Origin of the sequence: Streptomyces griseoloalbus (assembly GCA_014650015.1) — a bacterium.
GTDB classification, from domain to species: domain Bacteria; phylum Actinomycetota; class Actinomycetes; order Streptomycetales; family Streptomycetaceae; genus Streptomyces; species Streptomyces griseoloalbus.
Genome location: BMUD01000018.1, coordinates 1 through 23,823, shown reverse-complemented (window position 1 = coordinate 23,823; position 23,823 = coordinate 1). Strand labels below are relative to the sequence as shown.

23 protein-coding genes, 1 tRNA gene, 1 pseudogene and 1 riboswitch are annotated in these 23,823 nt (G+C 71.8%); of the genes and pseudogenes, 3 read left to right on the top strand and 22 right to left on the bottom strand.

The window, feature by feature from the left end; all coding sequences use genetic code 11:
* Positions 1–65: 65 nt before the first annotated feature.
* Both IE178_RS25020 and IE178_RS25015 read right to left on the bottom strand, forming a co-directional pair.
* Positions 66–752 (bottom strand): Crp/Fnr family transcriptional regulator, encoded by a 687-nt coding sequence (locus tag IE178_RS25020; RefSeq protein WP_184762403.1) that lies wholly within the window; start codon positions 750–752, stop codon positions 66–68.
* A gap of 218 nt (positions 753–970) precedes the next feature.
* A tRNA-Pro gene (locus tag IE178_RS25015) sits at positions 971–1,044 on the bottom strand.
* A gap of 145 nt (positions 1,045–1,189) precedes the next feature.
* On the opposite strand from IE178_RS25015, the gene IE178_RS25010 reads away from it, so the two are divergent.
* Both IE178_RS25010 and IE178_RS25005 read left to right on the top strand, forming a co-directional pair.
* Positions 1,190–1,897: a thiamine pyrophosphate-binding protein gene (locus IE178_RS25010; protein ID WP_184762402.1), complete on the top strand. Its 708-nt coding sequence runs from the start codon at positions 1,190–1,192 to the stop codon at positions 1,895–1,897.
* A 38-nt stretch (positions 1,898–1,935) separates the two neighbouring features.
* Positions 1,936–2,859: a transketolase family protein gene (locus IE178_RS25005; RefSeq protein ID WP_193513850.1), complete on the top strand. Its 924-nt coding sequence runs from the start codon at positions 1,936–1,938 to the stop codon at positions 2,857–2,859.
* A gap of 290 nt (positions 2,860–3,149) precedes the next feature.
* Here IE178_RS25005 and IE178_RS25000 read toward each other — a convergent pair whose 3' ends face one another.
* The 15 genes from IE178_RS25000 to IE178_RS24930 form a co-directional block, all read right to left on the bottom strand.
* A complete protein-coding gene (locus IE178_RS25000) occupies positions 3,150–3,509 on the bottom strand; it encodes an MmcQ/YjbR family DNA-binding protein (protein ID WP_193513849.1) in 360 nt (119 codons plus the stop codon).
* A gap of 30 nt (positions 3,510–3,539) precedes the next feature.
* Positions 3,540–4,037, bottom strand: a complete 498-nt coding sequence (locus IE178_RS24995) for a GNAT family N-acetyltransferase (protein ID WP_318280229.1) — start codon at positions 4,035–4,037, stop codon at positions 3,540–3,542.
* Positions 4,038–4,214: 177 nt separating this feature from the next.
* The gene (locus tag IE178_RS24990; RefSeq protein WP_184762399.1) at positions 4,215–5,120 is read right to left on the bottom strand and encodes a LysR family transcriptional regulator; all 906 of its coding nucleotides are present in this window, start codon (positions 5,118–5,120) and stop codon (positions 4,215–4,217) included.
* A 36-nt stretch (positions 5,121–5,156) separates the two neighbouring features.
* On the bottom strand, positions 5,157–6,356 hold the full coding sequence (locus IE178_RS24985) for a glycine C-acetyltransferase (RefSeq protein WP_193513940.1): 1,200 nt from the start codon (positions 6,354–6,356) through the stop codon (positions 5,157–5,159).
* A gap of 35 nt (positions 6,357–6,391) precedes the next feature.
* Complete coding sequence (gene tdh, locus IE178_RS24980) at positions 6,392–7,420, bottom strand: L-threonine 3-dehydrogenase (protein WP_193513848.1); 1,029 nt, start codon at positions 7,418–7,420, stop codon at positions 6,392–6,394.
* A 185-nt stretch (positions 7,421–7,605) separates the two neighbouring features.
* Positions 7,606–8,181 (bottom strand): GAF domain-containing protein, encoded by a 576-nt coding sequence (locus IE178_RS24975; protein ID WP_184762397.1) that lies wholly within the window; start codon positions 8,179–8,181, stop codon positions 7,606–7,608.
* A 60-nt stretch (positions 8,182–8,241) separates the two neighbouring features.
* Positions 8,242–8,871, bottom strand: coding sequence for a GTP-binding protein (locus IE178_RS24970; RefSeq protein ID WP_193513847.1), 630 nt, complete (start codon positions 8,869–8,871; stop codon positions 8,242–8,244).
* Positions 8,849–9,220, bottom strand: a complete 372-nt coding sequence (locus tag IE178_RS24965) for a DUF742 domain-containing protein (protein ID WP_193513939.1) — start codon at positions 9,218–9,220, stop codon at positions 8,849–8,851. The genes IE178_RS24970 and IE178_RS24965 overlap by 23 nt, the downstream gene beginning before the upstream one ends.
* A gap of 2 nt (positions 9,221–9,222) precedes the next feature.
* Positions 9,223–9,657 carry a roadblock/LC7 domain-containing protein gene (locus tag IE178_RS24960; protein WP_184762394.1) on the bottom strand — a complete coding sequence of 145 codons (435 nt, stop codon included), beginning with the start codon at positions 9,655–9,657 and terminating at the stop codon, positions 9,223–9,225.
* A gap of 62 nt (positions 9,658–9,719) precedes the next feature.
* The gene (locus IE178_RS24955) at positions 9,720–11,633 is read right to left on the bottom strand and encodes a sensor histidine kinase (RefSeq protein WP_318280228.1); all 1,914 of its coding nucleotides are present in this window, start codon (positions 11,631–11,633) and stop codon (positions 9,720–9,722) included.
* A gap of 651 nt (positions 11,634–12,284) precedes the next feature.
* Complete coding sequence (locus IE178_RS24950; protein WP_318280227.1) at positions 12,285–13,493, bottom strand: MBL fold metallo-hydrolase; 1,209 nt, start codon at positions 13,491–13,493, stop codon at positions 12,285–12,287.
* A 33-nt stretch (positions 13,494–13,526) separates the two neighbouring features.
* Complete coding sequence (locus tag IE178_RS24945) at positions 13,527–14,024, bottom strand: GNAT family N-acetyltransferase (RefSeq protein ID WP_193513845.1); 498 nt, start codon at positions 14,022–14,024, stop codon at positions 13,527–13,529.
* Positions 14,025–14,049: 25 nt separating this feature from the next.
* A complete protein-coding gene (locus IE178_RS24940) occupies positions 14,050–14,835 on the bottom strand; it encodes an SGNH/GDSL hydrolase family protein (RefSeq protein ID WP_193513844.1) in 786 nt (261 codons plus the stop codon).
* A 203-nt stretch (positions 14,836–15,038) separates the two neighbouring features.
* Positions 15,039–15,962: a M23 family metallopeptidase gene (locus tag IE178_RS24935; RefSeq protein ID WP_193513843.1), complete on the bottom strand. Its 924-nt coding sequence runs from the start codon at positions 15,960–15,962 to the stop codon at positions 15,039–15,041.
* A 2-nt stretch (positions 15,963–15,964) separates the two neighbouring features.
* Positions 15,965–16,128: riboswitch (cyclic di-AMP (ydaO/yuaA leader) on the bottom strand.
* Between the two features lie 313 nt (positions 16,129–16,441).
* Positions 16,442–18,529 (bottom strand): alpha-galactosidase, encoded by a 2,088-nt coding sequence (locus IE178_RS24930; RefSeq protein WP_438874413.1) that lies wholly within the window; start codon positions 18,527–18,529, stop codon positions 16,442–16,444.
* A gap of 169 nt (positions 18,530–18,698) precedes the next feature.
* Between IE178_RS24930 and IE178_RS24925 the strand changes: the two genes are divergently transcribed.
* Entirely contained in the window at positions 18,699–19,496 is a 798-nt protein-coding gene (locus IE178_RS24925) for a tyrosine-protein phosphatase (protein ID WP_193513937.1), read from the top strand.
* Positions 19,497–19,513: 17 nt separating this feature from the next.
* Here the strand turns inward: IE178_RS24925 and IE178_RS24920 are convergent, their stop codons facing one another.
* From IE178_RS24920 to IE178_RS24900, 5 genes and pseudogenes are all read right to left on the bottom strand, one after another.
* Positions 19,514–19,642, bottom strand: a complete 129-nt coding sequence (locus IE178_RS24920; RefSeq protein ID WP_184762390.1) for a DUF6126 family protein — start codon at positions 19,640–19,642, stop codon at positions 19,514–19,516.
* Entirely contained in the window at positions 19,639–20,262 is a 624-nt protein-coding gene (locus IE178_RS24915) for a helix-turn-helix domain-containing protein (protein WP_193513842.1), read from the bottom strand. The genes IE178_RS24920 and IE178_RS24915 overlap by 4 nt, the downstream gene beginning before the upstream one ends.
* Positions 20,263–20,335: 73 nt before the next feature.
* The gene (locus tag IE178_RS24910; RefSeq protein WP_193513841.1) at positions 20,336–21,751 is read right to left on the bottom strand and encodes an aspartate aminotransferase family protein; all 1,416 of its coding nucleotides are present in this window, start codon (positions 21,749–21,751) and stop codon (positions 20,336–20,338) included.
* Entirely contained in the window at positions 21,748–23,661 is a 1,914-nt protein-coding gene (gene dxs / locus IE178_RS24905; RefSeq protein WP_193513840.1) for a 1-deoxy-D-xylulose-5-phosphate synthase, read from the bottom strand. Before dxs ends, IE178_RS24910 begins: the two co-directional genes overlap by 4 nt.
* Positions 23,662–23,690: 29 nt before the next feature.
* Positions 23,691–23,823: pseudogene (locus IE178_RS24900) on the bottom strand (flavodoxin-dependent (E)-4-hydroxy-3-methylbut-2-enyl-diphosphate synthase); the annotation flags it as partial.

The following is a 23,823-nucleotide window of genomic DNA, read 5'->3' as shown; positions in this document are numbered from 1 at the left end:
AACACATTCGGAATGTGACCACGTGCACAGAATGCGGGCTGCGCCGGCTGGTCCCGCGTCCTCGGTCAGCCGTTCCCGGAGCGCGTCATCTGCCGCAGCACGTCAGGGCGTACGACGATGATCCCGCGCCGCCCGGTCCGTACGATGCCCCGCTCCCGCAACTGCTTGAGGAGTCGCGCGACGGCCTCGCGGGAGGCTCCGACCGAGCCTGCGAGCTCGCTCTGGGTGAGCCCGGCCGTGAGCTGCACTCCGTCCTCCGACTCCTCGCCGTGGGTGTGGATGAGTTCCAGGAGGAGCAGGGCAAGCCGCTCCTGCACGGTGAGGGCGGCGAACTGTACGCGCCGCCGGTCGCTGTCGCGGGTGCGGTCAGCGGTCAGGGCGAGCAGCTTGCGTGCGACATCGGGTCGCTCGTCGAGCAGGGATCCGAACCGGTCGGCGTCGATGGCGAGCGCCTCGATCCGATCGAGCGCGGTGACGGTCGCCCCGCGCGGCCGTCCGCTGAGCAGTGCCTGCTCTCCGACGATGTCCCCCGGTCCCCGGAGGGCGAGGAGCGCCTCGTACCCGTTGGGCGCCGCCGAGGTCACCTTGGCCCAGCCGGAGAGGATGATCAGGACGTGGGACGAGGGTTCGTGCTCCCGCAGCAGGACCTGTCTCGCGGGAAAGGTCAGGGGATCGCCGCGGTGGAAGAGCGCCTGTCGGTCATCGGTGTCCAACCGGACCACGAACGGGACCTGGTCCTCGAACTTCCTCAACTGTCTCTCCCCGGCTACCCCTTCGGGCCGCCCACGATCAGGCCGCAGGCCGGGAGATTAACGCATCCCGGCTCTCCGGGGAGGCCGGCGGTCGACGGACCACGGTCACGATCTGCGGCTTTCGGCCACGGGCGTGGGGTGCGACCGCCACACCCCGGACACACCAAAGGCCGCCTTCCCTTTCTGAGAAGACGGCCTCCGACCTGCGAAAAGCAAAGTCGGGACGACAGGATTTGAACCTGCGACCCCTTGACCCCCAGTCAAGTGCGCTACCAAGCTGCGCCACGTCCCGTTGCCCGTCTGACCTGGGGATTCCCCCGGCCGAACGCGCACGGAAACCATACCGCACTCGGAGCGGTGATCGCGCACTCGTTTACCGGGGGCACACCTCGCGGAGACCTTGACCTCAAGTTCGGTTGAGGTCGCACGATCGCCGTATGACGATCGCCGAGGAACGCACACATGCGTACGGTTACACGGATCTAGCGGCCCTGATGGGGCTGATGACCGGTGACGAGAAGCACGGTCCGGCCGCGACGTCCACGCTGGACGTGCTGTGGGTGCTCTACGACCGGGTGCTGCGGGTCGGGCCGGACCGGATGGACGACCCCGGGCGGGACCGGTTCCTGCTGTCCAAGGGGCACGGGCCGATGGCGTACTACGCCGTACTGGCCGCCAAGGGTTTCCTGCCGGTGGAGTGGCTGCCGGGCTTCGGCTCGTACGACTCCCCGCTCGGCCACCACCCCGACCGCGTGCTCGTGCCGGGGGCGGAGATCGGCAGCGGGTCGCTGGGGCACGGGCTGCCGATCGCGGTCGGTACGGCGCTGGGGCTGCGTGCCCAGGGGCTCGACGAGCCACGGGTGTGGACGCTGATCGGGGACGCCGAGCTGGACGAGGGCAGCAACCACGAGGCGATCGCCTTCGCCGGGCCCGCCGGCCTGGAAGGGCTGCACACCGTCGTCGTCGACAACTCCTCCGCCTCGTACGCCCGGCCCGGCGGGATCGCCGCCCGCTTCGACGCGGCGGGCTGGTCGGCGCTCACGGTCGACGGCCGTGACCACGACGCACTCCACGCCGCGTTCACCGCGCCGCATCCGGGACGGCCGCACGTGGTCGTCGCCCGGGTCGAACCGAAGAACGCGTGACCGCCCCCGTCGCCCCACCAGTGAAAGGACTCTGTTCCGTGGACACCATGCGTGATCGTTTCGCCCCTGTCGTCACCCGGCTGCTCGACGAGGATCCGCGGGTCGCGGTGGTCCTCGCCGAGATCGGCGCGGACGGCTTCGCCGAGGCACGGCGCCGGCACCCGGACCGGGTGGTCAACGTGGGCATCCGGGAACAGCTGCTGGTCGGGGCAGCGGCCGGGATGGCGCTGACCGGGCTTCGGCCCGTCGTGCACACCTTCGCGAGCTTCCTCGTCGAGCGGCCGTTCGAGCAGGTCAAGCTGGATTTCGGCCACCAGGGTGCGGGAGCGGTGCTGGTGAGTGCCGGCGCCTCCTTCGACTGGCCGGCCGGCGGGTACACGCACATGGCACCGGGTGACGTGGCACTGCTGGACACCCTGGACGGCTGGACCGTGCACGTGCCGGGGCATCCGGACGAGGCCGAGACGCTGCTGCGGCAGGCGGTGGCCGCCGGTGACGACAAGGTGTACGTGCGACTGTCCGCCCAGTCCAACACGCGCGGGCTGCCCGTGGACGGGGAGCGCTTGCGCACCGTCAGGGAGGGACGCACCGGGACCGTGGTAGCCGTCGGACCGGTGCTGGACGCCGTACTCGACGCCACCCAGGACCTGGACGTCACCGTGCTGTACGCCACCACCGTCCGCCCCTTCGACGCGGCCGGCCTGCGCCGCGCCACCGGGACGTCGGGGACGGACGTCGTGCTCGTCGAGCCGTATCTGGCGGGTACGTCGACGGCGGCGGCGAACGACGCGCTCGCCGACGTGCCGCACCGGGTGCTGGGGCTGGGTGTGGGCCGGGCCGAACTACGGCGGTACGGGCGGGTCGACGAGCATGTCGCCGCGCACGGTCTCGACGCCCGGTCGCTGCGGGCACGCATCGGCGGGTTCGTCGGCGCGGGCCGGCAGGCACCGGTGGGGGCGTGAGGCGGTCAGCCCCTTCCCGCCCTTCCGGGGCGGACGCCCTCCGGCAGGCCCGGGCGGCGTCCAGGTCCGAGGCGGCCGGACGGTGCCTGCGCGCGGACCAGGTCGCGCGGCGGGCACCACCGACGGGGCGGCCGAGACGACCACGCCCCCCACCCCGGCGAACAGCGCACCCTCCGGGCGCCCGGCACCGACGCCGCCGGTCGCCGGCAGCCGGAGCCCCCCTCCGGCCCCGGCTGCCGATCACGGTCCCGGATCATGCCACGGCGCACTGACAAAGCCCCCCGGGGTTTTCAGCCGACGGGCGGCAGGCCCAGCCGCGGGTGCGCCTCCAGCAGCCGCGGCGGGGCCGCCTGGCGCCAGGAGTCGGCGAGGATGTCGCGCAGTTCGCCCTCGTCCTCCAGGGCGGCGAGGCGGACCCTGACCCAGGCGAACTGTGCCTCGTGGTCGGCGATCCAGAACTTCTCCGGTTCGGCGAGGGCCAGTTCGTCGCGCTCCTCCTTGGGGCAGCGCACGGCGATGGAGGTCTCCTCCTCGGGCAGGGTGGCGAACATCTTCCCCGCGACCCGGAACGTGGGCATGCTCCAGGCGATCTTCTCCGTCGTGTCCGGCAGGGACAGGGCGATCCGTCGTACGTCTTCGGCATCCGGCATGGCAGGCACCGTAGCGGCTGCCACTGACAATCACCTGGTGGCAGGCGATATCGCGCCCGTTCCCAGACGCTTGTAGTGGATCGTCGTCGGCCGCAGCACCCCGGCCGGGTCCGCCGCGTAGTCGGGGATGGCGCCGACGGGGACCCAGCCGGCCGAGCGGTGGAGGCGCTCGGCGGGACGGCCGGTCTCGGTGTCCAGGCGCAGCAGGGTGACGCCCCGCGCGGCGGCCGCCTCCTCCGCGACGGCCGGCGGCCTGCGGCCCAGTCCCCGGCCGCGGGCCGCGCGGTGCACCATCAGCATCACCAGTTCCGCGCGGTGGACGCTGTTGGGCTTGTCGGGGAGGGCGAGGCTCACGGTGCCCAGCACCCGGCCGGGTTCCTCGTACGCCGCCCACACGGCGAGCCGGCCGGCGGCGACGGCCCCGGACCGCTCCCTCCACCAGGCAACCGCCTCCGCACGGCCCAGCGGGGCGAGAACCCGACGGGACGATATCCCGGAGCGGGGATGGCGGGCCGTGGCCGCGGTCACTGGCGTCCCGGACGCCGCCGGCGTGCGCGGCAGTGCGGGCGCGCCCGCACCACCCGCCCGGACCGGATCAGCAGTCCGCGCGCGGTTCGACAGCGGGCCGGCCGCCTCGGTCGGGGCCGGAAGGAGAGAGGTCACACGCATGACAGCCCGGACTGCCCGCGGACGGTGGCCGGTTCCCTACGCGTCCCCGGCCGCCGCGCGGAGCGCGTCCAGCACCGGGCGGATCAGCGGGTGCTCCTCGGCGCCCCGGCGCACGGCGGCGAAGACCCGGCGGGTGGGCGCCACACCGTCGACCGGGCGGACGACCACGCCCGCGAGGTCCATGCCGCGCAGCGCGGAACGGGGCACCAGGGCGACGCCCACGTCCGCCGAGGCGAGGGCGACCACCGCGCGGAAGTCGTCCGAGCTGTGTTCCAGGCGTGGCTGGAACCCGGCGCTCTCGCAGGCCAGTACGACCACGTCATGGCACGGGTTGCCGGGGTACGGCCCGATCCACGGGTCCTTGGCCAGTTCGGCGAGCGGCACCTCGGCGGAGTCGGCCAGCCGGTGGGTGACGGGGACGACCGCGTCGAAGGGTTCGGCGTACAGCGGTACGTGGGTCAGCCGGGGGTCGTCGGAGGGCGGCGCCCCTCGGTACTCGACCGCCACGGCGACGTCGACCTGCCGGTCCAGGACCATCGGTGTGCTGGCGTCGCCCTCGGCGTCCTGGACGCGGATCCGGATGCCGGGCGACGTCCCGGCGAGACGGGCCACCGCCGGCGCGACGACCTGGGCGATCCCGGTGGCGAAGGCGGCGACCGTGACGGTGCCGGCCTCTCCCGATCCGTAGGCGGCCAGTTCGGCCTCGGCCCGCTCGAGTTGGGCGAGGACCGCGTTGGTGTGGCTGAGCAGGATTTCGCCGGCCGGGGTCAGCCGTACGCCCTTGGCGCCGCGTTCGACCAGGCGGTGGCCGGTCTCCTGCTCCAGCGCGGCGAGCTGTTGGGAGACGGCCGAGGGGGTGAGGTACAGCGCGGCGGCTGCCGCCGTGACCGTGCGGTGGTCGGCCACCGCACGGAGGATGTGGAGCCGCCGCGCCTCGATCATGAGATCGATTGTCTCAAATGCAGCGGTGAGCTCCGCTCACGCGTCGAGCTCCGCCCGTGCCGCCACGAAGGCGTCCACCGCGCGGTTCACGTCCTCGGTGGAGTGCGCGGCGGACAGCTGGACGCGGATGCGGGCCTGGCCCTGCGGCACCACCGGGTAGGAGAAGCCGATCACGTACACACCGCGCTCCAGCAGCAGCTCCGCCATGCGTCCCGCGCGGGACGCGTCGCCGATCATCACGGGGGCGATGGCGTGGTCGCCGGGGAGGATGTCGAAGCCCTCCTCGGTCATCCGGCGGCGGAAGAGCGCGGTGTTCCCGGCGAGCCGGACGCGCAGGTCGTCGGCCGACTCCAGCAGGTCGAGGACCTTCAGGGAAGCGGCGGCGATCACCGGGGCGAGCGTGTTGGAGAACAGATACGGGCGGGAGCGCTGGCGCAGCAGGGCGACGATCTCCGCACGGGCGGCGACATAGCCGCCGGAGGCGCCGCCGAGCGCCTTGCCGAGGGTGCCGGTGACGATGTCGACGCGGTCCATGACGCCGTGCAGCTCGGGCGTGCCGCGCCCGCCGGGGCCGACGAAGCCGACGGCGTGCGAGTCGTCGACCATGACCATGGCGCCGTGGCGGTCGGCGAGGTCGCAGATCTCGGCCAGCGGGGCGACGTAGCCGTCCATGGAGAAGACGCCGTCGGTGACGATCAGCGTGCGGCGGGCGCCGCCCTCGGCCGCCTCCTTCAGCTGCCGCTCCAGGTCCGCCATGTCACGGTTGGCATAGCGGAAGCGGCGGGCCTTGGAGAGCCGGATGCCGTCGATGATCGACGCGTGGTTCAGCGCGTCGGAGATCACCGCGTCCTCCGGGCCGAGCAGCGTCTCGAAGACGCCGCCGTTGGCGTCGAAGCAGGAGGAGTACAGGATCGTGTCCTCCTGGCCGAGGAACGCCGACAGCCGCGCCTCGAGCTCCTTGTGGACCTCCTGGGTACCGCAGATGAAGCGGACGGACGCCATGCCGTAGCCCCAGCGGTCCAGTGCCTCGTGGGCGGCGGCGATCACCTCGGGGTGGTCGGCGAGGCCGAGGTAGTTGTTGGCGCAGAAGTTGAGGACCTCGCCGGGACGGCCGCCGGCGGTGACGTTCACCGTCGCGGACTGCGGGGTGCCGATCACGCGCTCGGGCTTGTGCAGTCCGGCGGCGCGGATCTCGTCGAGGGTGGCGCGCAGGTCGTCGCGCACGGAGTCGAACATGGAGGGCTCCTGAAGGTGCTTGCGGGTACGGGGAGTCATGCGGTCCAGTCGAGGATGACCTTGCCGCCCTTGCCACTGGCCGCGTCGTCGAAGGCGGCCTCGAAGTCGCGGTATCCGTAACGGCCGGTGATCACCGGGGCGAGGTCCAGACCGCCCTCCAGCAGCACCGACATGGCGTACCAGGTCTCGAACATCTCACGGCCGTAGATGCCCTTGATGGTGATCATCGAGGTGACGACGCGGGCCCAGTCGACCGGGAACTCGTCGGTCGGCAGGCCGAGCATCGCGATCCGGCCGCCGTGCGTCATGTTGGCGATCATGTCCCGCATCGCCTCGGGGCGGCCGGACATCTCCAGACCGATGTCGAAGCCCTCGCGCAGGCCGAGCGTGTGCTGACCGTCGGCGATGGTCGACTCGGCGACGTTCAGCGCGAGGGTCGCGCCGATCTTGCGGGCGAGTTCCAGGCGCTCCTCGCTGACGTCGGTGATCACGACGTTGCGGGCGCCGGCGTGCCGGGCCACGGCGGCGGCCATCAGGCCGATCGGACCGGCGCCGGTGATCAGGACGTCCTCGCCGACGAGCGGAAAGGACAGGGCGGTGTGCACGGCGTTGCCGAACGGGTCGAAGATCGCGGCGACGTCGAGGTCGACGGGCACCCGGTGCACCCAGACGTTGGTGGCGGGGAGCACGACGTACTCGGCGAAGGCGCCGTCGCGGCCGACGCCGAGGCCGACCGTTGCCCGGCACAGGTGGCGGCGGCCGGCGAGGCAGTTGCGGCACTTGCCGCACACCAGGTGCCCCTCGCCGCTGACCCGGTCACCGGTGGTGACGTCGGTGACGTCGCGGCCGGTCTCGACCACCTCGCCGACGAACTCGTGCCCGAGGACCAGCGGGGTGGTGATCGTCTGCCGGGCCCAGCCGTCCCAGGACCGGATGTGCAGGTCGGTGCCGCAGATACCGGTGCGCAGCACCTTGATCAGCACGTCGCCGGGTCCGACGGCGGGCTCCGGTACGTCCGCGAGCCACAGCCCGGGCTCCGCCTTCTCCTTGACCAGCGCCTTCAACGCTACGGCTCCTGAGGGTGAGTCCCGGCTCCGGAGCATGCCGAAGCAGTCCCGGTCCGGGAAGAGGAGTGGAATCGCACTGCAATCTGCCGTACAACACCCTCACCGGTCCATCGAGGATTTCTTAAGCGCGGCCACAGCTTTGCTTCACACCTCACCCGTCCGGCCGCGCCGCCCGCCCGCCCTCACAGCGGCAGCCCGTCGTCCTTCCGCCGCTCCAGCCGTACGACGAGATCCGCGGCCTGCGTCTTGATGGCGGCGAGCCCGGGCTGTCCCCAGGCCCGTGGCTGGATGTCGGTGACGGAGACGGTGCCCAGCACCATGCCGGTGCTGTCGATGAGCGGCGCGCCCAGATAGGAGCGGATGCCGAACTCGTCCACCACCGGGTTGCCCGCGAACCTCGGGTAGTCGCTCACGTCCTCCAGGACCAGCGCCTTGCGCCGGGCCACCACATGGGGGCAGAAGCCGTGGTCGCGGGGCAGCACCCGGCCCAGCAGGGCGCCGGTGCCGTCGGCGCGCACGACCGGCGCGACGGCCGGGGTGTGCAGGCCCGCGAAGAACTGCCCGTTCTCGCCGAGGAAGTTGACCATGGCGTACGGCGCTCCCGTGAGGTCGGCCAGGGCGTACGCGAAGGCGTCGAGGGTGGGCTCGGGGCGTTCCCCCAGTCCCAGCCCGCGAAGCCTGCGGGTGCGGGCCGGGGCCTCGTTGTCCTCGGGCGTGAGCAGCAGACGACCGGCCGGGCGTGGCGGGTCGTAGCTCATGGGCGGGTTCCCAGGATGTGGGCGAAGTGCATATGCGGGCTCCATGAGTGTGTATGGGGGTCACATGTGGGCGCCATACTCCGTCGCGGCGGCCGGGGCGTGGGCGAGGAGGTGGCGGACGAGGGTCACCAGGGTCTGGACGCCGGAGCTGGAGATCCGGGCGTCACAGCACACGACGGGGACCTCCGCGGGGAGGTCGAGGGCGGCGCGGACCTCTCCGGGGTCGTAGCGGAAGGAACCGTCGAACTCGTTGACGGCGACGATGAATCCGAGGCCGCGCTGTTCGAAGAAGTCGACCGCCGCGAAGCACTCCTGCAGGCGCCGGGTGTCGGCGAGGACGACCGCGCCGAGCGCGCCCTCGCAGAGCTCGTCCCACATGAACCAGAAGCGTTCCTGGCCGGGGGTGCCGAAGAGGTACAGCACATGCTGCGCGTCGAGGGTGATGCGGCCGAAGTCCATGGCGACGGTCGTCTCGACCTTGTTCTCGATGCCGTCGAGGTTGTCGGTGCCGGCGCTGACCGTGGTGAGGAGTTCCTCCGTGCTGAGCGGCGCGATCTCGCTGACCGCGCCGACGAAGGTCGTCTTGCCCACGCCGAACCCGCCCGCCACCAGGATCTTGAGAGCGGTGGGGAACGTGTCGTCACCGTGGACTGCGCCGCCCACGTGGTCAGAGCTGTCGTCGTAGTCCATCGAGCACTGCCTCCAGAAGGGCCCGGTCCGTCGGGTTGTGGTGGAACGCGGGGGGTTTGTCGGTCAGCGCCCCGCATTCGACGAGGTCCGCCAGCAGCACCTTGGTGACGGCCACCGGCAGCCGGAGATGGGCGGCGACCTCGGCGACCGGGACGGGGGCGCGGCACAGGTCGAGGGCCAGCGCGTGCTCGGGGCCGAGATGGCCGAAGGGGGTGGCGCCGGTGGCCCGCACCTGTGACATGAGGTCGAGCGCGACGGTGGGGCGGGTACGGCCGTTGCTGACCGTGAAGGGGCGCACCAGCCGACCGGCCGCGTCGTCGAGCCAGGGCCCTTCGCCGGCCGCCGTCACGCTCAAGACCTCATCGCCTGGGATTCGACGCCCTGCTGCCGGGGAGCGGTCATCAGATACGGGCGCACGGACTTGACCAGCATCGCCATCTCGTAGCCGAGCACCGCCGCGTCGGCCTCGCGGCCGGCCAGCACGGCGAGGCAGGTGCCGGAGCCGGCGGTGGTGACGAACAGCAGCATCGAGTCGAGTTCGACGACGACCTGCCGGACGTCACCGCCGTCGCCGAAGCGGTTTCCGGCGCTGCGTCCCAGGGAGTACAGGCCGGAGGCCAGGGCGGCCATGTGGTCGGCGCTGTCCGGGTCGAGGCCGTGCACGGACTTCACCAGCCCGTCACAGGACAGCAGTACGGCGCTGTTGGTGTGCGGTACGCGTTGCACGAGGCCGCTCATCAGCCAGTCGAGATCGGATACCTGGGCGGTCGGCGCATCGCTCGCCATGGTGGATCGACTCCTTGGGGTACGAAGGTCTGCGGGAGCGCTGGTGGTGGGGAGTGGGGTGATCATCCGGCGGGCGCGCTCCCGTCGTGCCGGGCGGTGTGGTCGGTGCGGGATCCGGGGGCGGCCGGCCGCGGTGTGCCGGGCGGCTCCTGGTGCAGTTCCGCGAGGCCGATGCCCCGTTGGAAGGCCGCCATCAGATGGGGGTCGTGGCCGACGACGTCCTCGGTGTCCTGGCGGGGCACGGGGCCGTCGCGGAGCTGCGGCGCGATGTGTTCCTGGGCGCGTCGGCGGGGCAGCCGGGGTTTCCCCATGGTGCCGCGCACCGTGCCGGTGCGGGGGGTGAGGGGCGTGGTCCCGTGGTCCGCGAGGGCACTCGGGTCGGCGTGGGGGACGTCCGGTGCGGCCCCGGCGGGGTGCGGGCGCACCTCGCGGGCGCCGCGCAGGGGCAGGGGCGGGGCGGCCCCGCCGGGGTCGGACGACGTGACGGGAGCGTGCGGACGGGGCGGTGGTGCCGCGGGCGTGAGCGGCACCGCGGGTGGGCTCACCGGCCCACCGCCGTGCACGGTTCCCGACGCGGGCACCGACGACATGTGACGGGCCATCGGGTGCGCGTCGGTGCCACCGTCGTGCGCGTACTGCCCCGTGCCGGTGCCCATTTCGGTACCGACGCCCGTGCCCGTGACGCCCTGTCCGCCACCGGCGGCCCCCGGGTCGCTGCCGAGCAGCGGCTGTGGCACCACGAGCACGGCTTGGACTCCGCCGTAGATGTTGGACTGGAGCCGGACATGGATGCCGTGCCGCTTGGCGAGCTGCGAGACCACGAACAGTCCGATGCGGCCGTCGGCCAGCAGGCTGGCGACATGCACCTGGTCGGGGTCGGCGAGCAGGGCGTTCATCCGGTCCTGCTCGCCGATGGGCATCCCGAGCCCGCGGTCCTCGACCTCGACGGCGAGCCCGGAGGTGACGAGGTTCGCCCGCAGCAGCACCTGGGTGTGCGGGGCGGAGAACACCGTGGCGTTCTCGACGAGTTCGGCGAGCAGGTGGATGACGTCGGCGACCGCGTGCCCGCGCAGCGTGCCGTCGATCGGCGGCACGAGCTTGACCCGTGAGTACTGCTCGACCTCGGCGATCGCCGAGCGCAGCACCTCGGTCATGGAGACCGGGTTGCTCCACTGCCGTCGGGAGACGGCCCCGCCGAGCACGGCGAGGTTCTCGGCGTGGCGGCGGATGCGGGTGGCGAGGTGGTCGACGTGGAAGAGGCCCTTGAGCAGGTCGGGGTCCTCCATCTCGTTCTCGAGCTCGTCGAGGATCGAGATCTCGCGGTGCACCAGGGACTGCAGACGCCGGGCGAGGTTGACGAACACCTCGAGCTTCTGTTCGCTGCCCGCCTGGCTGGAGAGCTGGGCGGCCTGTACGACGGCGGTGACGGCGCCGTCGTGCGCGCGGGCGAGGTCGGCGGCGAGCAGGTCGAAGTCGTCGGCGTCGTCCGCCTGTTCGGCGCTGCGCGCCGGCGGGGGCGGGCCGTCACCGCGGCGCAGTGTCTCGACGAGGGCGCGCAGGTCGCCCTCGCGCCTGGCGGTGCTCCGGCGCAGGGTGCCGATGCGGTCGTGCACGGTCCGGGCGGCGCGGTCGGCTGCCACGGCGGCGATGACGATGCCGGCGAAGGTCACCGATGTGGCGCCGCCGAGCACGGCCCACAGGGTCGCGCTCGGCCGCACCCCGGTGGAGCGGACGGTGAAGAGCACGGCCGCACAGGCGCTGAGGGCCACCGCGACGGGCGGCAGTACGGCGAGACGCAGCAGCTGGGGCCGTAGCGGTGCCTCGGGCGGCGCGGGAGCGGTCCGGGCGGGTGGCCGCCCGTGCCGTCCGCCCTCACGCCGGTCCGTGCGGGTGGCCGGGCCGGTCCGGGGGGACCTGGGATCGGCGGGGTTCGTGTCACCGCCACCCCGCTCACGGGCCACCACCACGGTGCCCACGGGCGTCGGCCTGCCGGTCGTGCCCCCGGCACCGGCCGGACCCGGGGCGTCGGCCGGGTCCGGGCGTCGGGGCCCTTCGGCCCGTCCACTCCCTCGTCCGCCTTGTGGCTGCACGTACCGGTCCCCGCTCCCTGATCCCGACCTCATCGACGCGGCTCCTGGGCGCGTCACGCCCTGCGGCATGATGCGCCGCGTCGCCCGACCGACACTCACCGTAGTCGCCACCGCATCATGTGCGGTGGGCAGTTGACAAACTCGTACGGACAGCATCCCGCTCTGGTATGAGGCTTCGTACGACAGACCGATAACCCGCCCGAGTCGGGGATCGAGAACGAGTAGAGAGTGATCCGAGCTGGTCACAAGCGGTCAGCCGGAGTCGGCCGAGAGGGACGCCTCCCCCACCCCCGAATCCGCAGCCGGCCGCCTCATGCCGACGAGGTCGACCCGGCGGGGATCCGTCGGGGGCACCAAGACACCCCTGCCTCACGGCCAGAGCATCACTCACCGTAGTCGCGGTGCGGAAGGGCGCCCGTACGCCGGTGAAAAGCGACAGGGCCCTTCCGTGCCCGCACGGGAGCGGACGGAAGGGCCCTGGCACCAAGGAGGCAGCCGTCGTGCGACGGCCGGGAGGGGGCGCGCGGCCCCGGTCCCTCAGCGGTCGCCGGCGAGATCGAGGTCGCCCTCGACGGGCGGCGCGGCCTGCACGGCCGGTGCGGCGCCCCGGCTCCCGGCGGAGGTCCAGTGGCGTGCGACCGGCGCCGACAGCGCCCGCCACCAGGGTTCGGTCGGCAGCTCCCCGGCCGGCTCGAAGGGCTCTCCGGGCCGCGGGAACGCGACCGCCTGGCCGACCGCGTCCGCGGCGTCCGCCATCCACTCCCCGGGCTCCGCCCACGGGTGCGGCGCCAGATTGAAGGTGCCCCAGTGGATGGGCAGCAGCACACCCGCCGGGTCACCGCCCTGCAGGTCGAGATGCGACCGGACGCCCTCCTCGGGGGTCATGTGGATGTCGGGCCAGTAGTCCGAGTACGCGCCGACCTGGATCATCGTGGCGTCGAACGGACCGTGGTCGGCACCGATGTCCTTGAAGCCCTCGAAGTAACCGGTGTCACCGCTGTGGTAGATCCGGTGCTCCTCACCCGCCACCACCCAGGAGGCCCAGAGGGTGTGCTGGGTGTTGCGCAGTCCCCGGCCGCAGAAGTGGCGGGCCGGAGTGGCGGTCAGCGTGAGCCCGCCGACCTTCGTCGTCTCGTGCCAGTCCAGCTCGCGCAGCCGGTCGGCGGACACTCCCCAGTGCTCCAGGTGCGCACCGACGCCCAGGGGCACGGCGAACAGGGTGTCCGTGCCCGCCAGCGCCTTGATCGTGGGCAGGTCCAGGTGGTCGTAGTGGTCGTGCGAGATCACGACCACGTCGACCGGGCCGAGCGCCGCCAGCGGCAGGGGCACGGGGTGCAGTCGCTTCGGCCCGGCAAAGGGGAAGGGCGAGCAGCGCTCACCCCAGACGGGGTCGAACAGGACCCGGTGCCCGTCGATCTCCGCGAGCACGCTGGAGTGGCCCATCCAGGTCAGGCGCAGACCGGTGGCGGGCGGGCGGGAGATGTCGGCGAGAGTGGTGGGGTGCAGCGGGACGGCGCCCTTCGGGGCGCGCCGGGACCGGCTCTCCTTGTCGAGGTAGATCTTCGCCAGGTCCCGCGTCGAGCCCGACGGACGGATCCTGGCGATGCCCCCCGGGTTCTGGAACACGCCGTCCTCGAAATGCGGGGATCTGCGGATGCGCGCCATGCGCTCACCACTCGGGTCCGCGCCGAAGGCCACGGGCCGCAGGGCGCGGAGCCCGGAGCTCTGAAGACGGAAACCGGCCACGGTACCTCCAAGTGGAGTCGGTCAGACACTTCATTATGTGCGGCCGGTCCGACAGCGCGGTGCCGGATGCGGCCGGGACGGCGGGAACGGCCGCGACGGTTCGCGCACCATGAACACGTCCACCGGATCCTCGGCCTCGACCGTGAACCCGTGCCGCTCGTACAGCCGTCGGGCCGGACTGCCCCGCAGCACGTTCAACCGGACGACGGCACCGGCGCGGTCGCACCGCTCCAGCAGCGCGCGCAGTACGCCCGAACCGATGCCGTCGCCCTGACGCTCCGGGGCCAGGTAGAAGTGCTCCAGCCAGTGGGAGTCCCCGGCCGGCCGCAGCGCCACGCAGCCGGCGAACGCACCGCCCACCTCGATCACCCGGGTGTGGGCGGGGTCGAATCCGTCCCGCAGCCGCTGCCGCACGCGCTCGGCGTCGTACCGGCCGAGTCGTTCCAGATCCGCCCGGAGCACGAGCGCGCGCACCTCGGCCACCGCCTCGACGTCCGCCATGGTCGCCGGCCGCACACCCCAGCCCTCCATGATCATCACACTACCGCGAGGGCACTCACGCCACCGCCGAGATCCGCACCTTGATGGCGTCCGGCGACAGTGTGCCCTTGGCCGTCACGTGGTCCCCCGAGGACTCCCCGCGCAGGCGGCGGCCGATCCACGGCACCAGGTACTCGCGGGCCCACTGGACGTCGTCCCGGCGGATCTCGAACGTTCCGCGGGGCGGCAGGGGCGGCCAGGGCTGTTCCGGGTCGGCGGGGACCTCCAGGCCGAGGGCCTGGCCCGCGCGGAGCGCCACGCGGGTGTGCCCCTCGGGCGACAGGTGCAGCCGGTCGGAGTCCCAGGCCCTGCGGTCCTGGACGCTCCTGAGGGACCACAGGTCGAGCACCGGGCAGCCGTACCGGTCGGCGACGGCCCGCACGTGCCCGTTGTACGTGGCGATCTTGCCGCGCAGGTGTTTGAGCAGGGGGATGCCGCGGGTGTCGAACCCGGTCGTCACCATGACCGTGCCGGACACGGCGGCGAGCGCGGCGATCGCCCGCTCGAAGCGCTCGGCCACCTCGTCCGGGTCGCTGCCCGGGCGGAGGATGTCGTTGCCCCCCGCGCAGAACGAGACCAGGTCGGGAGCGAGTTCGACGGCCCGGGGCAGCTGGTCCGCCACGATCTGGTCCAGCAGCTTTCCGCGCACCGCCAGGTTCGTGTACTGGAAGTCGCCTTCGGGCCGGAGGTCGGCGAGAAGCACGGCGAACCGGTCGGCCCAGCCGACGAACGCCCCGTCGGGGCCGGGGTCGCCGACGCCCTCGGTGAAGCTGTCCCCCACCGCCACGTACGACCCGATCACTGCTCTGCTGTCATTCTTCGAATCGTCTGCCACAACCGCTCATGATTCACCCTCGAATGTGACCTACGCGACCGTAGAAAGGGTTGACGGTCGGTGAGATAGGACACTCCCAAAATGTTGGCCAACTCCGGAATACGGCGAAGGCCGGACCCGGGGATCGGGGTCCGGCCTTCGACGGCGTGTCAGGCAGGTCGGCTCGGGGGTCAGCCGATGGCGACGCCCTTGGAGCGGAGGTAGGCGACCGGGTCCACGTCCGAGCCGTAGTCCGGCGTGGTGCGGATCTCGAAGTGCAGGTGCGGGCCGGTCGAGTTGCCGGTCGAGCCGGAGAGGCCGACCTGCTGGCCGCCGCTCACCGTCTGGCCGGCCGAGACGGACAGCGAGGACAGGTGGGCGTACTGGGCGTAGTGGCCGTCGGCGAGCTGGATGACGACCTGGTTGCCGTACGCGCCCGCCCAGCCCGCGGAGACGACCGTGCCCGAGCCGACGGCCTTCAGGGAGGTGCCGGTCGGGACGCTGAAGTCGACACCGGTGTGGTAGCCGCTGGACCACATGCTGCCGGCCACCTTGTAGGCGGTGCCGAGACCGCCGCCGGGCACCGGGGAGCTGAAACCGGAGGCGTTCGCGGCCTGGTCGGAGGTGGTCGTCTGCGTGGAGGGGGCCGACGAGGGCTGCTCCGACGGCTGCTCGGACGGCTTCGCGGCGGGCTTCTCGGCCTTCGGCGCCGAGGAAGCGGGCTTCTTCGGCGCGCTCGTGGCGGCCTCGCCGTCGATGGAGAGCTTCAGACCGGGGTGGATGAGCGACGGGTCGTCACCGACCACGTCGCGGTTGTCCGTGTAGAGCTTCTTCCAGCCACCGTCGACGTCCTCCGTCTCGGCGATCTTCGCGAGGTAGTCGCCGGCCTTCACGGTGTACGTGCGGGCGTCGTCGCTCTTTTCGGCGGCGGCCTTCTGGCCGGCGCCGGAAAGGGACTGAACGGCCTTTTCGGGGGCCGTCTGCGGCGTGGCGGCGTGCGCGCCGGTGGCGCCGAGAAGCGGCAGGGCGAGCGCGGCGCCACCGGTTCCGGCGACGGCGATGGAGCGGGTGAAACGCTGGGCCTTGGTACGGCGGTGCTTACCCTTCGCGGGCATGACGATTTCCTCTCCGGCGCCTACGAGGTGAGCTGTCGGGTTCGGGCTGGAGATGCCCGGCCGCGTTGTGGCGCGGCTTAACCCCAAGCCGTCCCGGAGACCGGAACAGGCGGTTGTACCTGTGGGTCCCCCGCTCCTGCCGTACACGGGTCAGTGTGTGCGGGCTCCGGGCGGCGGCAGGATTAGGCGTCCGTCCGGATCGGTGGCGAACGTAAGCGACCCGGACGCGAAGGGACAAGCGCGAGGTTGTCCACGAACGCGCTTTTCGTGATCCACAGGCGGAAATGGCGTCACCGAGCGTAGATCGGTATTCCGATTCCGCTCCGAATTCCCTTGCCATTCCACTGAATTACGTGCACATGGCGACAACACATCGTCACGGATATGACGATGCTCACGCACCCCACCCCCATCTACCTTTTTTTCGGGGCACGTTATATCGAAGAATCCTAATCGGACAGAACGCCTGAATCATCTGATCACAGACGTCGCAGCCGGAACACCGCGGCATCCAGGTCCCCCCGCAGGCCGGCGCGCAGCCCGTGATGCAGCCATACGGCACCCCGGTGCATTTCGCCCGTTTCGAGGCATTCGTACGATGCGGCCGGGTCGAGGCCGCGCAACCGCAGCGCGGGCACGGGCTCTCCGTAGTGCTGTGCCTGAAGGCAGGCGAGGACGACGACGTCGTCGCCGAGGACGTACTGCACCGCGCTCAGCCCGCCCTCCGGCGGGCGCAGGCGGTACAGGTCACCGCGCTGCACGACGGGCCGGATCTCCTTGTAGAGCGCGACCCACTCCCGCGCCTCGGCGAGCTCCTCCTCGGTCCACCGCGCGAGGTCGCCGCCGACTCCGAGCACCCCGGCCATGGCGCTGACGAACCGGAAACGCAGCGAACTGACCCGTCCGTTGAGCATCGCGTTCGGGCTGTCGGTGACCCACGCGGCCATGACCCGGGCCGGGTGGACCTGGCTGAAGCCGTGCTGGACGGCGAGCCGGTCGAGGGGGTCGGTGTTGTCCGAGGTCCACACCTGGTCGGTCCGGGAGAGGATGCCCAGATCGATCCGGCCGCCGCCGCCCGAGCAGGATTCGAAGGCCACGTCCGGGTGGGCCGCCCGCAGGCGGTCCAGCAGGGCGTACAGCCCGCGCACATGGTCGGTCCACAGCCGTTGCGGATACGGGTCGCCGGGCCAGCCCGCGTCGGTGAAACAGCGGTTGAAGTCCCACTTCACGTAGTCGATCGGGGCGCTGGAGAGCAGCCCGTCGAGCTGCCGCCAGAGATGGTCCCGCACATCGTCGCGCGCGAGGTTGAGAACGAGCTGGTTGCGGAACTCCGTGCGCCGGCGGCCCGGCTGGAACTGCACCCAGTCGGGGTGCGCCCGGTACAGGTCGCTGTCGGGGTTGACCATCTCCGGCTCGACCCAGATGCCGAACCGCATCCCCAGCCCGTGCACCTGGTCCGCGAGCGGCTTCAGCCCGCCGGGGAAGCGGTCGGGGTTGGGCGTCCAGTCGCCGAGTCCGGCCCGGTCACTGGTGCGCGTCCCGAACCATCCGTCGTCGACCACGAACAGCTCGACGCCCATCGCGGCGGCCCGTTCGGCGAGCGCCCGCTGCTGCTCCTGCGAGATGTCGAAACCGGTGGCCTCCCAGGAGTTGAACAGCACGGGCCGGTCCCGGTCCGCGTCGGGGACGACGTACGCCCGCTGGTAGGCGTGCCACGCGCGGCTGGCGCCGCCGAAGCCGCCGTCGCTCCACAGACCGGCGAAGACCGGTGTGACGTACGTCTCGTCCGTGCCGAGCATCAGCAGGCCGGAGTCGTCGTGTCCCGCGCCGCCGGTGATCTGCACGCGCGCGTCGGGGAGTTGCGCCACGGAAATGCGCCAGGACCCCGACCAGCCGAGGGCGCAGCCGTAGACCTCGCCCCGCTCCTCGGTCGCGTCGGTGTCGAGCGCGACCCACGGCAGGTGCTGGTGCCCGGTGTGGCCGCGCCGGCTGCCGATGATCTTCTCCCCGTAGGTGAGCGGGGAGCGGGCCAGCCGGGACTCCGCGGCCCAGCGGCCGTGCAGCTGGGAGAGCCGCCACTGCTCCCGGTCGGGCAGGGTCCAGGTGGCGGAGTCGGCGCGCAGCAGCTCGACCGCCGGTCCCCGGTTGTGCAGGGTCACCCGGCGTTCGATCACATCGCCGCACATGCGGTAGTGCAGGGTCACGGTCAGCCCGCCGTCACGGAAACGGAGGCGGAGCTCGCCGTCGTGCGTGTCGTGGCCCTCGAAGACCCACTCGGTGCCCCGCCGTTCGCCGGAGCGCACGGACAGGGCAGGCCGGGTGAACCGGGGACCGCCCTCGACCGGGTACTCCTCGCGCCCGTCCAGCCGGGACTCGAACGGCCAGTCGTCCGGCAGCGGGCGCCGCGCGAGGGCCTCCGCGTCGGCGAGCGCGATCCTGGGGCCCCAGTGCAGATGGACCAGTTCGCCGCGGTCCGTGACGTGGAGCGCGTACCCACTGGCCGGGCCCGAGAGAAGCCACGTACGGCCGTCTCGGGAGACCTGTGTCACCGAAGGGACCTGCGTCACCGAACCTCCCACAGAACCGAACAGGTGCGATCAGACACCAACATCATCGGGGTCGAGGGACGTCCGGGCAATGCCTGTGGACAACTCATTGCCCCAGGCAGGCATGTCGTATCGTCAAGTGGTGCCCGTCGACGAGCCGCGCCGACGCGCCGAGTGGGAGGAGTCCTTCGTGACGCAGCAGATCCCGTCGACCGAACCCGAGCTGGCCAAAGTACGCAACTTCCGCGACGTGGGCGGCCTGCCGACCGTGGACGGTCGGCGGGTGCGGCACGGGGTGCTGTTCCGCAGTGGTCATCTCGCCCACGCGACCGACGAGGACGCCGCCTTCCTGACCTCGCTCGGGCTGCACACGATCTTCGACTTCCGCAACGCGGCCGACCAGAAGCTGGAGGGGCCCGACGTCGAGCTGCCGGGCGTGCGCAATGTGAACCTGCCGCTCAGCGACCCGGCCGACGGCGCCGAGTTCTGGAAGATGGTCCGCGACGGCGACCTGGACGAGCTGCGCTCGATCCTCGCGGACGGCAAGGGCGCGGACCGGATGATCAGCTCCTACCGTCTGATCATCAAGGAGCGCACCGCCGAGCACTCCCAGGTGCTGCGGGCGCTCGCCGACGACAGCGTCCCCGCGCTGATGCACTGCGCGGCCGGCAAGGACCGCGCGGGACTGTCGGTGGCGGTGACGCTGCTCGCCCTGGGGGTCGAGCGGGACGCGATCCTCGACGACTACCTGAAGTCCAACGCCAAGCACCGCCGCTACAAGGTGCATCGCAGCGGCAGCTCCGCCTCGGCCTACTCCCCCGAGGTCATGGAGCTGCTCAGCCCGCTGTTCGACGCGCGCGCGGAGTACCTGTCGGCCGCCTTCGAGACCGTCGAGGAGACCTGGGGCGGCGTGGACCCCTATCTGGAGAAGGGGCTCGGGCTCACCCCCGAGACGCGGGAGCGACTGCGCGAGCGCCTGCTCGACTGAGGCAGGCGGCCCCGGGCCTACTTCTTCGCGCCCACCTCGAACAGGAAGTAGATGAAGCCCGCGAAGAGGTGCCCCACCGCGATGTAGATGAACAGCCTCACCCACAGGGCGCGGGGGAACTTCTCCTCCATGTCCTTGCCGGTCATGACACGTCTCCATGGGTCGGGCCCAGGCACAGCGCGGCCGTGGGACTCTGCAGCAGGGTGTGGACGAACAGCAGCTCGACCCCGTCGGGGTGCTGAGCGGCGATGCGGTGCGGCGTGAGCGAGTCGAAGTGCGCGCTGTCGCCCGGGCCGAGACGGTGCAGGGTGTCCCCGAGGCGCAGCCGCAGCCGCCCCTTGAGGACGTACAGCCACTCCTCGCCGGGGTGGACGCGCACGATGTCGCCCTGGGAGCCGTGCGGCACCTGCACCCGCAGGGCCTGCATGCCGCGCCCGGCGGCACCGGCCTGCCAGTACGTCCAGCCGCCCGCGGCCGTGGACTCCATGTCGGCGGCGCGCACCACGGCGTCCCGGTCGGCGGCCGTCTCGCCGAGCAGCTCGGAGACCGTCGTACCGTAGGTGCGGGCGAGGGAGAGCAGCATCGGCAGCGAGGGCTGGCGCTGCCCGGTCTCCAGTCGGGAGAGATGGGCGGGTGACAGACCCGCGTCGCGGGCTGCGGCCTCCAGTGTCAGGGAGGCCCGTCGCCGCAGGGCGCGCAGCTGCGGCGCGACCACGGGGAGCGCGCCGGCCGGCTCGGCCGGCGGCTCGGTCTCGGAGGAGCTCATGCCTCCATTCAGCCCGAGGTTTGCCTCACGGGCAATTCTATTGCCTGAGAGGCAAACCGCTCGTCTCGACGGCTCAGCGGTGGGCGACCGCCTGCTTCACCAGTGTCCTGCCGAACTCCCACACCAGGCCGCCGTCGTGCGCGTCGTCCATCACCGCGGTGAAGGCGTCCACGAACCGGTTCACGTCCCGCTCGTCGATGATCAGCGGCGGGATCAGTTTGATCACCTCCATGTGGTCGCCGGAGACCTGGGTGAGGATCCGGTGCCGTTGCAGCAGCGGTACCACCACCATCTGCGCGAAGAGTCCCTTGCGGGCGGCCTGGAGCATGGCCCAGCGGCCCCGCAGCCTCAGTGACCGGGGCCGGCCGAACTCGATGCCGATCATCAGTCCCCGGCCGCGGACGTCGGCGAGCAGCTCGTACTTCTCGGTGAGTGCGGCCAGCCGGGTCCTGAGCAGGTCACCGGTGGCCCGGACGTGCGCCACGATCTGCTCGTTCTCCATGACCGACAGCACGGCCAGGCCCGCCGCCATGGCCTGGGCGTTCGCCCCGAAGCTGGCCGAGTGGACCAGCACCCGGTCCATCGAGGAGTAGACCTTCTTGAAGATCCAGTCCTTGCCGATGGTGGCTCCCACCGGCACATAACCGCCGGAGAGCGCCTTGGCCACGCACACCAGGTCCGGCTCGACCCCCGCCTCGTGCTGGTAGGCGTAGAAGTCGCCGGTGCGTCCGAGCCCGGTCTGCACCTCGTCGGCGATCAGCAGCGCCTTGTGCCGGTGCAGCAGTTCCTGAGCGGCGCGCAGATAGCCGGGGGGCGCCTCGTGCACGCCCTTGCCCTGGATCGGCTCGACGATCAGGGCGGCGACGTCTCCCTTCCGCACCTCCCGCTCCAGCGCGTCGAGATCGCCGAGCGGCACGGCCGTGTCGGGCAGCAGCGGCGCGAAGCCGTCACGGAAGCCGGACTCGCCGTTGACGGAGAGCGAGCCGGTGGTCAGTCCGTGGAAGGCGTGCTCGCAGTACAGGACGCGCGGCCTGCCGGTCACGAACCGGGCGAACTTCAGGGCGCCCTCGACCGCCTCCGTGCCGCTGTTGCCGAAGAACACCCGGTCCAGGTGCGGGCTGTGCGCGAGCAGTCTCTCGGCCAGCAGCCCGGGCAGCGGCTGGCAGTCGAAGCGGGTGAGGTCGGCGAGGGAGGCGTCCAGGACGTCGTGCAGCGCCTTGCGGACGACGGGGTGGTGGCGGCCCAGGCCCATCACCCCGAACCCGGCGAGCATGTCCAGGTGGTCGTTGCCGTCGGCGTCCCAGAAGTGGGCGCCCTGGGCGCGCTCGTAGACCTTGTCGAAGCCGATGGTGTGCAGCATGCGCGGGAGCTGGTGGTTGAGGTACCTGGTGTGCAGCTCGTAGCGCTCGGCTCCGCGCTCGGCCAGCAGCGCGCCGAGGTCGAACTCCCCGGTCTGCGCCGGCTCCGACGCGGACTCTGCGGTGGTCATGCCTGGTGCTCCTGTAGGTCCTGGGGCTGTTTCGCGAGCTCCTCCCCGACGGCGAGGCTCGCGCTGATCCGTCCGGCGACCTCGACCGGTGTGAGGCCGATGTCGGCGAGTACCTCCCCGCGTTTGGCGTGCGCGAGGAACTGCTCGGGGATGCCGAACCGCCGCACCGGCACGTCGACCTCCGCGTCGCCCAGCGCGAGCGCCACCGCCGAACCGACCCCGGCCGCTCGGCTGTTGTCCTCGACGACGGCCACCATGCGGTGCTTCGCGGCCAGTTCGGGAAGGACCGGGTCGACGGGCTTGACCCAGCGGGGATCGACGACGGTGCATCCGATGCCGCGCGCCTCGAGCAGTTCGGCGGCCTGGAGACAGACGGGCGCCATCACGCCGACGGCCACCAGCAGCACCTCGGGATCGTCCGCGCGGTGCAGTACGTCCATGCCGCCCATCCGGTCGAGCGCCGGGATCGCCGGGCCCACGGACTCCTTCGGGAACCTGAGCAGGGTGGGCGCGTCGTCGACGGCGACCGCCTCGCGCAGCTGGGCACGCAGTTGCCCGGCGTCCCGCGGCGCGGCGATCCGCAGGCCGGGGACCACCTGGAGGACGGACATGTCCCACATGCCGTTGTGCGAGGGTCCGTCGGCACCGGTGACACCGGCCCGGTCCAGGACGAACGTCACCCCGCAGCGGTGCAGCGCCACGTCCATCAGGAGCTGGTCGAAGGCACGGTTGAGGAAGGTGGCGTAGACGGCGACGACCGGGTGCAGGCCGCCGGTCGCCAGGCCCGCCGCGGACACGGCGGCGTGCTGCTCGGCGATGCCGACGTCCCACACCCGGTCGGGGAACCGCTCGGCGAAGGCACCGAGGCCCACCGGATGCAGCATGGCGGCGGTGATCGCCACGACGTCCTCGCGTTCCTCGCCGATCCGGACGATCTCCTCGCCGAAGACGGACGTCCAGGACGGTCCGCCGGAGGGTGTGAGGGGCGCGCAGGTGAGCGGGTCCATCACGCCGACGGTGTGGAAGTGGTCCTCCTCGTGCGCGAGGGCGGGTTCGTAGCCGCGGCCCTTCTCGGTGAGGCAGTGGACGAGGACGGGGCCGTGGAAGCGTTTGGCGCGCCGCAGCGCGGACTCCACGGCCTTGATGTCGTGGCCGTCGATCGGGCCGACGTACTTCAGGCCCAGGTCCTCGAAGAGGCCCTGGGGGGCGAAGGCGTCCTTGAAGCCCTTCTTCGCGCCGTGCAGCGCCTCGTAGACGGTGGAACCGACCACGGGGGTGCGCTGGAGTACGTCCTTGCCCCAGGCCAGCACCCGTTCGTAGCCGTCGGTGGTGCGCAGGGTCGCGAGGTGGTTGGCGAGGCCGCCGATGGTCGGGGCGTAGGAGCGTTCGTTGTCGTTGACGACGATGATCAGCGGGCGGTCCTTGGCGGCGGCGATGTTGTTCAGCGCCTCCCAGGCCATCCCGCCGGTGAGCGCTCCGTCGCCGATGACCGCGACGACATGGCCCTCCTCCCCCCGCACTTCGCGGGCCTTGGCGAGCCCGTCGGCCCAGCCGAGCGCCGTGGAGGCGTGGCTGTTCTCGATGACGTCGTGCGCGGACTCCTCGCGGGAGGGGTAGCCGGACAGGCCGCCCTTGCCGCGCAGCTTGGAGAAGTCCTGACGTCCGGTCAGGAGTTTGTGGACGTAGCTCTGGTGCCCGGTGTCCCACAGGATGCGGTCGACCGGTGACTCGAAGACCCGGTGCAGGGCGACGGTGAGTTCCACCACCCCCAGGTTGGGCCCGAGATGACCGCCGGTCCTGGCCACCGCGTGCACCAGGAACTCCCGGATCTCATGGGACAGTTCGCCGAGGTCCGCCTCGGACAGCGCCTTCAGGTCATGTGGTTGCCGGATGCTCTCCAGAATCGTCACGCTCGGGCCCCCTTCGAATGCCGTGCTCTTCAACTCACGGTGACGGCCGGCTCCCCCGACGCGATGCCGTCCTTCTCCATCTGCTCGGCCAGCTTCATCGCTTCTTCGATCAGCGTCTCCACGATCTTGGACTCGGGGACGGTCTTGATGACCTCGCCCTTC

Bases quoted from the DNA above. Each gene is read 5' to 3' on its own strand.
- IE178_RS25010 (WP_184762402.1), top strand. From the start codon at position 1,190: ATGACGATCGCCGAGGAACGCACACATGCGTACGGTTACACGGATCTA.
- IE178_RS25000 (WP_193513849.1), bottom strand. From the start codon at position 3,509: ATGCCGGATGCCGAAGACGTACGACGGATCGCCCTGTCCCTGCCGGAC.
- IE178_RS24990 (WP_184762399.1), bottom strand. From the start codon at position 5,120: ATGATCGAGGCGCGGCGGCTCCACATCCTCCGTGCGGTGGCCGACCAC.
- IE178_RS24985 (WP_193513940.1), bottom strand. From the start codon at position 6,356: ATGTTCGACTCCGTGCGCGACGACCTGCGCGCCACCCTCGACGAGATC.
- IE178_RS24975 (WP_184762397.1), bottom strand. From the start codon at position 8,181: ATGAGCTACGACCCGCCACGCCCGGCCGGTCGTCTGCTGCTCACGCCC.
- IE178_RS24970 (WP_193513847.1), bottom strand. From the start codon at position 8,871: ATGGACTACGACGACAGCTCTGACCACGTGGGCGGCGCAGTCCACGGT.
- IE178_RS24960 (WP_184762394.1), bottom strand. From the start codon at position 9,657: ATGGCGAGCGATGCGCCGACCGCCCAGGTATCCGATCTCGACTGGCTG.
- IE178_RS24945 (WP_193513845.1), bottom strand. From the start codon at position 14,024: ATGGAGGGCTGGGGTGTGCGGCCGGCGACCATGGCGGACGTCGAGGCG.
- IE178_RS24935 (WP_193513843.1), bottom strand. From the start codon at position 15,962: ATGCCCGCGAAGGGTAAGCACCGCCGTACCAAGGCCCAGCGTTTCACC.
- IE178_RS24920 (WP_184762390.1), bottom strand. From the start codon at position 19,642: ATGACCGGCAAGGACATGGAGGAGAAGTTCCCCCGCGCCCTGTGGGTG.
- IE178_RS24915 (WP_193513842.1), bottom strand. From the start codon at position 20,262: ATGAGCTCCTCCGAGACCGAGCCGCCGGCCGAGCCGGCCGGCGCGCTC.
- IE178_RS24910 (WP_193513841.1), bottom strand. From the start codon at position 21,751: ATGACCACCGCAGAGTCCGCGTCGGAGCCGGCGCAGACCGGGGAGTTC.